Origin of the sequence: Gordonia sp. IITR100 (assembly GCF_002009645.1) — a bacterium.
GTDB lineage: Bacteria > Actinomycetota > Actinomycetes > Mycobacteriales > Mycobacteriaceae > Gordonia > Gordonia hongkongensis.
The window spans coordinates 40,170-50,639 of the sequence record NZ_MVKV01000026.1; the positions used below are offsets into that span (position 1 = coordinate 40,170).

Here is a 10,470-nt window from a genome sequence, read left to right on the forward strand (position 1 = left end):
GATGACCGTCCAAGTGCGTTGGCCCGACGGGCAGTTCAGCCAGTACTACTCCCCCAGCCTCGTGCTGCACGACCACCTCGAGCCGGGTACGTACCGGGTCGACGACTTTCGGTCACGGTCCACCACCGCACTCGACGAAGCCAGCGCGCGGGTCCGCGCCAAGTACGGCTTCGCCTGCACGTCTGCAGCGGCGTCGGCGGAGGAGATCGCTCTCGATGCGGCTCGGCATGCGGATTTCGCTGAGGTCGAGGTGGTGTCGATGTACCCGCCGTTGCCGGGTGCGGAAGTGGCTTCGACTCGGGGCGTCGCTTCGCTCCGGCCCGGCTCAACCAGCAGTGGGGGCGCGGAAGTGGCTTCGACTCGGGGCGTCGCTTCGCTCCGGCCCGGCTCAACCAGCGGTGGTAGCGCTTCAACCAGCAGCGAGGAGCAGTCGTGAACACACACGTGCCGGTCGTCGTCATCGGCGGCGGACAAGCCGGCCTGTCGGTCAGCTGGTACCTGGGACAGGCGGGCGTCGAACATCTCGTCGTCGAAGCCGGCACCGCGGTACATGCGTGGGCCGACAAGCGGTGGGACAACTTCACGCTGGTGACTCCGAACTGGCATTGCAAGCTCCCCGGATACACCTACGACGGCCCGGACCCGGACGGGTTCATGACCCGCGACGAGGTCGTGGAGTGGTTGCACGGTTGGCTCCAAACCTTCGAACCACCTCTCGTCGAACACACGAAAGTCACTCGTCTGCAACGACTGTCCGGTGATCGGTTCGAGCTGACCCTCGACGGCCCCGACGGAATGCGGTCGCTCACCTGCGACCAGGCCGTCATCGCGACCGGCGGATATCCCCTGCCGGTGGTGCCACCGTTCGCATCGTCGTTGGATCCGGCCGTGCACCAGGTGCACTCCGAGGAGTACTTCAACCCGGAACAACTTCCCGACGGCGCTGTGCTGGTCGTCGGGTCCGGGCAGTCGGGCACGCAGATCGCAGAGGATTTGCACCTCGCCGGTAGGCAGGTGCATCTCGCGATCGGTAACGCACCGCGGGTCGCCCGGTTCTATCGCGGCCGCGACTGCATGACGTGGCTGTCCGACATGGGTCTCTACGACACGCCGACCCAGGAGTACCCCGGCGGCCGTGCCGCGCAGGAGAAGACGAATCACTACGTCACCGGCCGCGACGGCGGTCGCGACATCGACCTCAGACGATTCGCGACCGAGGGAATGAAGCTGTACGGCGTGCTCAGTGACGGTAAGGACTCGACGCTGCGGTTCGCGCCGACGCTCACGGCCGCGCTCGACCGGGCCGACGCTGTGTACAACTCGATCTGCGGTGACATCGACCGACACATCGAGAAACTGGGCATCGACGCGCCAGAGGCATCGCGGTACGAGCCGGTGTGGGCGCCCGAGGTCGATCCGACCGAACTCGATCTCGCGGCCGAAGGCGTCACCTCGATCATCTGGGCCATCGGCTACCGACCCGACTACCGGTGGATCGAGGCCAGCGCCTTCGACGGCGGTGGCCGGCCGATGCAGACCCGCGGGATCACCCAAGTCCCCGGGCTCAGCTTCGTCGGGTTGCCGTGGATGCACACCTGGGGGTCGGGGCGGTTCCTTGGTATCGATCGCGATGCGAGGTATGTGGCTGAGCATGTTGTTGGATCGGTTCGTGGTGGACGCGCGCAGTTGGTTGTTGCGCAGTAGGTTTGGGGTTCTGTGGGCACCGGGGTTGCGTTGTGGAGGACGGTCACCAGGTGGCTTCGACACGACGCCTCGCTTCGCTCGGAGTCGGCTCAACCAGCGGAGGAACATACGAGCCCTTCGAGGCTCGTCGCTATCGCTCCTCGCACCTCAGGGAGCAAAGGATAAGGAGTACCCATGACGGTATCCACACGAGTTGACCTGGCGTTGCTCGGTATTCGCGGGGAGCCGCCGGTGCAGCGCACCGGCGGGGCGGGGCCCAGCGACGACGGCCACCTCATGGTCGACGGGTTGCATGCCGCGATCCCGCGGAACCCGCAGAGTGCGTTCGTCTTCGACGGTGATCGCGTGCTGTACGACGGCGCCGACATCGGTGTCGAGGTCAGCGCGATCGGACGTCCCCGGTTCTACGACCTGCAGACCGCGGACGGGGTAAGCTACGAGAAGATCGCTCGCCTGCACGGTCGGAATGTTCTGGCGACAACAGTTCTGCAGACCTGTATCCGCTACGCCGAGGACCAGCGGTGCCGGTTCTGTTCGATCGAGGAGTCGCTGAAGTCCGGCTCGACGATTGCGGTGAAGAAGCCCGAGCAACTCGCCGAAGTCGCCCGTGCGGCTGTCGATCTCGACGGCGTGACCAACATGGTCATGACCACTGGCACCAGCGGTGGACGCGACCGCGGGGCGTGTCATCTCGCCCGGTGCGTCCGAGCGATCAAGGCGGCCGTGCCGGAACTACCGATCCAGGTCCAGTGCGAACCACCCGCCGATCTGACCGTCCTGACCGAACTCCGCGAGGCCGGTGCGGACGCCATCGGTATCCACGTCGAATCCCTCGACGACGACGTGCGGCGTCGCTGGATGCCCGGCAAGTCGACGGTACCGATGTCGGAGTACCGGGCGGCGTGGGCCGAGGCGGTCCGGGTGTTCGGGCGCAACCAGGTGTCGACCTACCTGCTCGTCGGTCTCGGCGAGGACACCGACGAGATGATCGCCGGCGCCAAGGAACTCGCCGACATGGGCGTGTACCCCTTCATCGTGCCGTTCCGGCGTCACGCCGGGACCCTCGCCGTCGACGTCGACAACGCCCCGGCACCCGACCCCGCGATCGTCGAGAAGATCACCCGTGAGGTGGCCGGACATCTGAGTTTCATCGGGATGTCCGGGTCGGACCAGCGAGCGGGATGCGCGGCCTGCGGTGCCTGTAGTGTCCTGCCGACGGTCGGAGGCTGACGTGCTGTCACGGGGCGAGCTGTCGATCCTGTCCGGGCTGCCGCGCACGACGCCGCGGTCGGAGTTCCTGATCACCGTCGCTAACAGCCCGCGAGAACATGCGGCGTATCGCGTGCTGCGGCACCGCGAATTCGTCGATCGGCAGGCGCTTTTCGACCGCACCGACGTCGATGACATCGACGACGACCCGCGCACCACCGTCCTGATCGCGACACTGCCCGACGGGACTATCGCGGGTGGCGTGCGAATCGCCCCCACGCCGTGGGCGGGGTCCGAGCACACCGACATCGGATGGTGGTTTGGGTCGCGGCTCGTCGTCGCCGACCCTGGCCTGGCAGCCGGGATCGGGCCGGCACTCGTGCGGGCGGCGTGCGCGCACGTCGAACAACTGGGCGCCCTGCGGTTCGACGCCACCGTCCAGGATCGGTACGTACCGATGTTCTCGAGGCTCGGCTGGCAGGACCGCGGGCCAGGCCCGGTGATCAATGAGCGGTCGCATCGGGAGATGGGCTACCCACTCAACCGAATTCAACGCACAGTCGACGGGACGAAAGCGGTTCTCGCCGAGGCACTCGCGCCGTTCGCAGACCAACCGGGCGGTCTCGGTGCTACCGGATTCCGCGGAGACGACGGCGTACCGCTGCCCGGCACCGACGTGATCGCGGCCTGTGACGCGATCATCCCGTCGATGATCGAACGCGATCCGGAGTGGGCCGGTTGGTGTTCGGTGCTCGTCAACCTCAACGACCTCAGCGCGATGGGGGCTCGGCCGCTCGGTCTCCTCGACGCCGTCGGCGCGCCCACGACATCGCATCTGACCCGCATCATCCGCGGGATAGGCTCGGCCGCGGAGGCATGGCGCACACCCGTGCTCGGCGGTCACACGCAGGTCGGGGTCCCGTCTGCGCTGTCGGTGACCGCGCTGGGCACGACGCCCAGTCCCCTGCCCGCGGGCGGTGGCCGGGTCGGCGACACCGTCACCCTGCACGCGGATCTCGGCGGCTCCTGGCGACCCGGATATCACGACCGGCAGTGGGACTCGACGAGTTCGCGCAGCAGCGACGAACTGTGCGCCATGACATCCCATCTCGCAACGGTGCGTCCCGCGTCGGCCAAGGACGTCAGCATGGCCGGGATCGCCGGCACGCTCGGCATGCTCGCCGAAGCGTCGGGAACCGGTGCAGAGGTGGACGTGACGGCAGTGCCGCGACCCGGCGACGCGTCGATGGGTGCGTGGCTCACCTGCTTCCCGGGCTACGCGATGCTGAGCACCGACCGCGCCGGCACCCGACGCACTGTGCCCACTCCCGCTCCGGTGACGACCGCCGATTGCGGCCGGCTGACCGCCTCACCGGGCGTGCGGCTGCGGTGGCCCGACGGCGAGACGACTGTCGCCGTCGCGTCGACGGTCACCGGACTAGGCGTCGCATGATTCCCCAGCGACCCGGCCGGCCGACGGATCCGACCGGTACCCTTCGCCCATGAGGACGGTCACCCTCGGCGCCCTCGCCGCGCACTTCGGACGCGACGTGGAACGCGGTGTCGCCAAAGCGGTCGGCATCGTCGAATCCGCGGCGCGCGACGGCGTCGACCTTCTCGTCTTCCCCGACGCCTCACTGGGCGGATACCTCGGCGATCTTCGACGACCCGACCCGGCCGAACTGCCCCCGGCGCTGTACCCGGACGGTCCGGAACTCGCGGCGATCGCGGCCGCCGCCGGTGACATGACCGTGTGTATCGGGTACACCGAAGCGGTCGATGATCAGCGGTTCAACACCGCCGTCTGTGTTACCGGAGACGGTGTCCTGGGCACACACCGCAAGGTCCATCAACCCGCCGGCGAGGCCCTCGCCTACGCGGCGGGCGATCAGTTCGGCTCGTTCGACACCCCGGTCGGCCGTCTGGGCATGCTGATCGACTACGACAAGACGTTCCCGGAGTCGGCGCGCACGCTCGCCCTCGACGGCGCGCGAATCATCGCGGCACTGTCCGCGTGGCCCGCCAGCGTCACCGACCGCGCCGCTCGCCTGCCCGCCGACCGCCAGTCCCGCCTGTTCGACCTCTACGACTGCGCCCGCGCCGCGGAGAACCAGGTGTTCGTCGTGTCGTCGAACCAGACCGGGGTCATGGGATCGCTGCGTTTCCTCGGTCAGGCCAAGGTCGTCGGACCCGGCGGTGACATTCTGGCGACCACTCGATCGAAAGGCGGAATGGCCACGGTGACAGTCGATGTCGACGCCGAGGTCGACCGGGCCCGTCGCGTCCTGAGTCATCTCGCCGAACTCCGGCCGGACACCTACCGGTCGACGATGTCGGCGGACCAGCGATGAGCGGCACGCCGAGTCTACGCATCGCTCTCCTGACCTATTCGACGAAACCCCGTGGCGGCGTCGTCCATACGTTGAACCTGGCCGAGGCGATGGCTCGTCTCGGCGCCGAGGTGACGGTGTGGTCGCTCGCCCGCGGTGGCGACGAGGGCTTCTTCCGCGCGGTGGATCCGGCTGTGCGGGTGCGGCTCGTCCCGTTCCCCGACCGGGAGAACGAGACGATCACCGAACGCATCGTGCGGTCCATCGACACCCTGCGGGCCGCCTTCGAGCCGGCCGACTTCGACATCGTGCACGCCCAGGACTGCATCAGCGCCAACGCCGTCGGGACGTGCATCCGCACGATCCACCATCTCGACCAGTTCACGACACCGATCCTCGTCGACTGCCACGAGAAGGCCGTCGTCAACCCCTACGCCCGCATCTGTGTGTCGCGTGCGGTGGCCGACGAAGTCGAACAGGGCTGGGACTTGCATCCGACGGTGATCCCGAATGGCGTTGCCTACGAACGCTTCGCGAGCGCGGCGTCGGACTCCCCGGAGTCTCTCGAGGCACGACGACACTGGTCGGATCAGCTGGGCGACTACGTGCTCGCCGTCGGGGGGATCGAACCGCGCAAGGGCAGCATCGACCTTCTGGAGGCGTATGCCGTACTGCGCGAACGTCACCCGGGCCTGAAGCTCGTCTTCGCGGGCGGCGAGACCCTGTTCGACTACCGCGACTACCGTGCCGACTTCGACCGTCGGCGAGCTGAACTCGACGTCGAACCGATCGTGCTCGGGAATGTGCCCGACGACGACCTGCCGGCACTGGTCGCCGCCTGCCGGGTGTTCGCGTTCCCATCGGTGAAGGAGGGCTTCGGCCTGGCCGCGATGGAAGCCCTCGCCGCGGGGCGTCCCGTCGTCGCGCGCGACCTCCCCATCCTGCGCGAGGTCTTCGGTACGACCGTCTCCTACGCCTCGACCGTCGCCGAACTGGCCGACGCCCTCGACGCCTCTCTCGTGCCCGACCCCGACCGCATCGTGTCGGGCCGAAGCCTGGCCGCATCTCTCACGTGGGACGACGCGGCACGTCGGCACCTCGAGTTCTATGCGCGGCACCCCCATCCGGCGTCGCCGGTCGGCACCCACGGATGAGCCAGGCCCGTCGGACCGAACGCATCGGGATGCTGGCAGTCGCCCTGACCGCCATCCTGTGGGGCACGTCGGGTACCGCCGCCGCGATGGCGCCCGAACTCAGTGCCGTGACTGTCGGCGCCGTGGCCATGTGTGGCGGCGGCTTGTTGCAGGCGGCGGTCAACGCCCGCGGGATTCAGGCCGCGTGGTCGTCGGTGACGGCACAGTGGCGGGTCGCTCTTCTCGGTGGGATCTGCGTGCTGATCTACCCCCTCTGCTTCTTCGGGTCCATGCGGGTCGGCGGCGTCGCGCTCGGAACCGTCGTGTCGTTGGCGTCGGCTCCGCTGGTGTCGGCGGTCATCGAGCGCGTGGCCGACGGGCGGAGGCTGACCCTGCGGTGGACCATCGCATGCGCGCTCGGCATCGTCGGCAGTGCGGCGTTGGCCGTGTCGCGGAGCGAGTCGTCGCATGCGGACGGACTCAGCGAGAGCTCGTCGTCGGCGCTCGGCGTCGGCCTCGGCCTGCTCGCGGGCATCACCTACGCCGGGTTGTCGTGGGCGATGCGTCGGCTCATGAACAGGTCGGTGCCGCGCGGCGCCGCGGCCGGGACGGTCATGGGCTTGGGCGGGGTGTTCCTGCTGCCGGTCGTCGCGGTCGGGGTACCGGCCGTGGTCGCACACCCCGAAACCCTCGGCGTTCTCGCCTACCTCGTCCTGGTTCCGCAGTTCCTCGGGTACGTGCTGTTCAGTCGTGGACTCGGTCGGATCGACAGTTCGACCGCCACCACCATCACCCTGATCGAGCCTGCTGTCGCGACCGCACTGGCCGTCGGAGTGCTCTCCGAATCCATCACCGCGATCGGGTGGGTGGGTATCGCGATGCTGGCGGCGGCGCTGGTCGTCCTGCTGGCTCCTCGCCTTCCGTCCGCAACCGGCCCGGCATCCACTAGCGTCGACGCAGGATCATCGACAGGGAGGTCGACGCATGAAGCAGTTCCGAGAGGCCGTCGAGGCGCGTGACGAGCAGGCGATGAGGGCGCTGCTCGCTGACGATGTGGTCTTCACCAGTCCGGTCGCGTTCAAGCCGTATCCGGGCAAGGCCATCACGTCGGCCATCCTGCGGGGCGTGCTGCGGGTCTTCTTCCGCTACATCCGAGAGATCAACGACGCCGGCGGACACGACTCGGCGCTCGTCTTCGAGGCCGTGGTCGGCGGCAAGAAGATCACCGGTTGCGACTTCATCCACGTCAACGACGACGGCAAGATCGACGACCTCATGGTCATGGTCCGCCCGCTGTCGGGCGCACAGGCCGTCGCCGCGGCCATGGGGGCGCAGTTCGATCAGATCGCCGCCGAGGCCGCCGCGGAGTCAGAGAACACAGCGGAGTCCGAGGGGGTCAGCCAGTGAAACTCGGTCTGCAACTGGGCTACTGGGGTGCGCAACCGCCGACCCATCACGCCGAGATCGTCGCCGCGGCCGAGGCCTCCGGCTTCGACAGCATCTTCACCGCCGAGGCCTGGGGATCCGACGCCTACACCCCGCTGGCCTGGCTCGGGTCGTCGACCGAACGTGTCCGGCTCGGGACGTCGGTGCTGCAGCTCTCGGCCCGCACACCGACCGCGTGCGCGATGGCCGCGCTGACCCTCGACCACCTGTCCGGCGGTCGGCACATCGTCGGGCTGGGTGTGTCGGGTCCGCAGGTCGTCGAAGGCTGGTACGGGCAGAAGTTCGCCAAGCCACTGGCCCGGACGCGCGAGTACATCGACATCATGCGTCAGGTGTGGGCGCGCGAGGCGCCGGTCAGCAGCGCCGGACCGCACTATCCCCTGCCGTTCGCCGGGGAGGGCGCATCGGGACTGGGCAAGACGCTCAAGCCGATAACGCACCCGCTGCGCAGCGACATCCCCGTCATGCTCGGCGCCGAGGGGCCGAAGAACGTAGCGCTCGCCGCGGAGATCGCCGACGGCTGGTTGCCGTTGTTCTACACGCCGCGTATGGCCGACACGTACAACGAGTGGCTCGACGAGGGTTTCGCCCGCCCGGGTGCACGACGCAGTCGCGAAGACTTCGAGGTGTGCGCAACCGCCCAGATCGTCGTCACCGATGACCGCGAGGGCACCTACGCCGCGATCAAACCGTTCCTGGCGCTGTACATGGGCGGGATGGGCAGTGAGGACACCAACTTCCATGCCGAGGTGTACCGCCGGATGGGGTACGCCGACGTCGTCGACGAGGTGACCGCACTCTTCCGCAGCAACCGCAAAGACGAAGCTGCGCAGATCATCCCCGACGCCGTGGTGGACGACTCGGCGATCGTCGGCGACCTGGACCACGTGCGTGAACAGATCAAGGTCTGGGAGTCGTGCGGGGTGACGATGATGCTCGTGTCGCCGGGCAGCGTCGCCGAGGTCGAACAACTCGCGGAGCTCATCCGCTGATGCTCTCCCCCGCCCGCATCACCGTCATCGACACGGTGGTCTCGTTCGACGCCCCGATCGAGGTCACCTTCGACTACCTCGCTGACCCGACGAACCGACCGGAATGGCAGTCGAGTCTGCGTCGCATCGACGACCTCCGGCCGGTCGGTGACCGGGCGGGTGACGTCGGCACCAGCTGGACCGACGTCACCGTCGTACCCGGGGTGTCGCCGCGGATGGAGGTGACCGCCTGCGAGTCTCGTCGACGGTGGCAGGAGATCGGACGGTGGCGGTCCGTTGATGCGGTGCTGACGTTGACGTTCGCCGAACGCGAGGCCCGCACCGACGTGCATGCCGAGGCGGTGCTGACGGTGCCCGCGATCGGCGGGCTGGTGCTGACCGCGACGCGGTGGCCGGCGGCGCAAGCGGTGCGGGCCGATCTCGAACGGGCTGCTCGACTGTTGGCCGGTCGAGGCTCTCGGTGAGGGGCCGCGCCTCGGGTAGCGTTCCGAGGGTGAACATCAAGAACGTGACCCTCGCCCTCGGCACCGCTCTCGTCCTGGCTGTCGCCGGTTGCAGCTCCGACTCCGATTCCGGTTCGGGCACAACCGAACCCACCGCAACCGCGGCGACCGGCGGCGCCGAGACCCCGGCGGCGGGAGCGGAGAGCTGCCCGACCGCACCCGCGAATGCGGACGCCACCCCGCAGTGGAGCGAGAAGGGTACCACCGGTGGATTGCAGATGGTCGCGTCCACCGCGACCGAAGCCCCCAACATCACCGTCGAGAACCCGTTCAGCGTCGACGAGACCCAGGTCAAGACGCTCGTCGAGGGTGACGGTGCCGTCGTGCCGGACACCGCGTCGGTGTCGGTCTGCTACGTCGGTGTGAACGGCCGCACCGGCGAGACCTTCGACAGCGCCTACGCAAACGGCTCCCCCGTGACGTTCCCGCTCGACGGCGTGATCCCCGGGTTCAGCAAGGCCATCGCGGGACGGAAGGTCGGGTCGAAGGTGGGCGTCGCCATGACGTCGGCCGACGGTTACGCCTCCGGCAACCCACAGGCCGGTATCGAGGTCGGCGACACGCTCGTCTTCGAGATCAGCATTCTCGGGGCGTCGTAGAGGGTTGTAGCGCGCTAATCACTCTGGCGATTTCGGGTCACCAGGTGGCTTCGACACGGCGCCTCGCTTCGCTCGGTGCCGGCTCAACCAGCGGGGGTGGGCGCCTCGCTTCGCTCGGTGCCGGCTCAACCAGCGGGGAGGGGCTCTGCTGAGGTCGTCGCCGTCGCTCTTCACCCGTTGGGGTCTGAGGTTGCGCACAGTTGGACCACTGGCGTGCCAAAACCCGTCCCTCTCAGCGTGATCGAAGGGCATATTTCCCTTCGATCGTGCTCAGGGGGACGAGATTTTCACACCCTGTCTACCCCTGGCCTCCAGTTGCGAAAGCAGCGAACCACGAAGGGCACGAACCGTGAGATCGGTTCGTGCCCTTCGTGGCTCGTCGCTATCGCTACTCGCACCTCAGGGAGCGGTGGGTTGGTGCTTGCGCTACTCGCACCTCAGGGAGCAGTGGGTTGATGCTTGCGCTACTCGCACCTCAGCCTGAATCTTTCACGGGTGGGTAGGGTTTCGCCGATCGGTTGTCGGTGTCGCCTTTTGATGGTTGGTGCTGGTGT

At 68.1% G+C, this 10,470-nt stretch carries 11 protein-coding genes; all 11 read left to right on the plus strand.

Annotated features, from left to right (window positions below; genetic code table 11):
* The first annotated feature begins 1 nt into the window (after window position 1).
* Window positions 2–436, plus strand: coding sequence for an MSMEG_0570 family nitrogen starvation response protein (locus B1818_RS22810; RefSeq protein ID WP_254859860.1), 435 nt, complete (start codon window positions 2–4; stop codon window positions 434–436).
* Window positions 433–1,704, plus strand: a complete 1,272-nt coding sequence (locus tag B1818_RS22815) for an MSMEG_0569 family flavin-dependent oxidoreductase (RefSeq protein ID WP_078114111.1) — start codon at window positions 433–435, stop codon at window positions 1,702–1,704. Before B1818_RS22810 ends, B1818_RS22815 begins: the two co-directional genes overlap by 4 nt.
* Before the next feature lie 174 nt (window positions 1,705–1,878).
* Complete coding sequence (locus tag B1818_RS22820) at window positions 1,879–2,934, plus strand: MSMEG_0568 family radical SAM protein (RefSeq protein WP_058250472.1); 1,056 nt, start codon at window positions 1,879–1,881, stop codon at window positions 2,932–2,934.
* A 1-nt stretch (window position 2,935) separates the two neighbouring features.
* Complete coding sequence (locus B1818_RS22825) at window positions 2,936–4,366, plus strand: MSMEG_0567/sll0787 family protein (protein WP_175404273.1); 1,431 nt, start codon at window positions 2,936–2,938, stop codon at window positions 4,364–4,366.
* Between the two features lie 49 nt (window positions 4,367–4,415).
* Window positions 4,416–5,264 carry a carbon-nitrogen hydrolase family protein gene (locus tag B1818_RS22830; protein WP_058250470.1) on the plus strand — a complete coding sequence of 283 codons (849 nt, stop codon included), beginning with the start codon at window positions 4,416–4,418 and terminating at the stop codon, window positions 5,262–5,264.
* Window positions 5,261–6,397, plus strand: a complete 1,137-nt coding sequence (locus B1818_RS22835; protein ID WP_058250469.1) for an MSMEG_0565 family glycosyltransferase — start codon at window positions 5,261–5,263, stop codon at window positions 6,395–6,397. The genes B1818_RS22830 and B1818_RS22835 overlap by 4 nt, the downstream gene beginning before the upstream one ends.
* Entirely contained in the window at window positions 6,394–7,395 is a 1,002-nt protein-coding gene (locus B1818_RS22840; RefSeq protein WP_058250468.1) for a DMT family transporter, read from the plus strand. The genes B1818_RS22835 and B1818_RS22840 overlap by 4 nt, the downstream gene beginning before the upstream one ends.
* Window positions 7,361–7,783 carry a nuclear transport factor 2 family protein gene (locus B1818_RS22845; protein ID WP_058250467.1) on the plus strand — a complete coding sequence of 141 codons (423 nt, stop codon included), beginning with the start codon at window positions 7,361–7,363 and terminating at the stop codon, window positions 7,781–7,783. The genes B1818_RS22840 and B1818_RS22845 overlap by 35 nt, the downstream gene beginning before the upstream one ends.
* Window positions 7,780–8,814, plus strand: a complete 1,035-nt coding sequence (locus B1818_RS22850) for an LLM class F420-dependent oxidoreductase (RefSeq protein WP_058250466.1) — start codon at window positions 7,780–7,782, stop codon at window positions 8,812–8,814. Before B1818_RS22845 ends, B1818_RS22850 begins: the two co-directional genes overlap by 4 nt.
* Complete coding sequence (locus B1818_RS22855; protein WP_058250465.1) at window positions 8,814–9,278, plus strand: SRPBCC family protein; 465 nt, start codon at window positions 8,814–8,816, stop codon at window positions 9,276–9,278. Before B1818_RS22850 ends, B1818_RS22855 begins: the two co-directional genes overlap by 1 nt.
* Before the next feature lie 29 nt (window positions 9,279–9,307).
* Window positions 9,308–9,916, plus strand: coding sequence for an FKBP-type peptidyl-prolyl cis-trans isomerase (locus B1818_RS22860; RefSeq protein WP_058250464.1), 609 nt, complete (start codon window positions 9,308–9,310; stop codon window positions 9,914–9,916).
* Window positions 9,917–10,470: the final 554 nt, after the last annotated feature.

Coding starts and splice junctions, on each gene's coding strand:
- B1818_RS22810 (WP_254859860.1), top strand. CDS start 2: ATGACCGTCCAAGTGCGTTGGCCCGACGGGCAGTTCAGCCAGTACTAC.
- B1818_RS22820 (WP_058250472.1), top strand. CDS start 1,879: ATGACGGTATCCACACGAGTTGACCTGGCGTTGCTCGGTATTCGCGGG.
- B1818_RS22830 (WP_058250470.1), top strand. CDS start 4,416: ATGAGGACGGTCACCCTCGGCGCCCTCGCCGCGCACTTCGGACGCGAC.
- B1818_RS22835 (WP_058250469.1), top strand. CDS start 5,261: ATGAGCGGCACGCCGAGTCTACGCATCGCTCTCCTGACCTATTCGACG.
- B1818_RS22840 (WP_058250468.1), top strand. CDS start 6,394: ATGAGCCAGGCCCGTCGGACCGAACGCATCGGGATGCTGGCAGTCGCC.
- B1818_RS22845 (WP_058250467.1), top strand. CDS start 7,361: ATGAAGCAGTTCCGAGAGGCCGTCGAGGCGCGTGACGAGCAGGCGATG.
- B1818_RS22855 (WP_058250465.1), top strand. CDS start 8,814: ATGCTCTCCCCCGCCCGCATCACCGTCATCGACACGGTGGTCTCGTTC.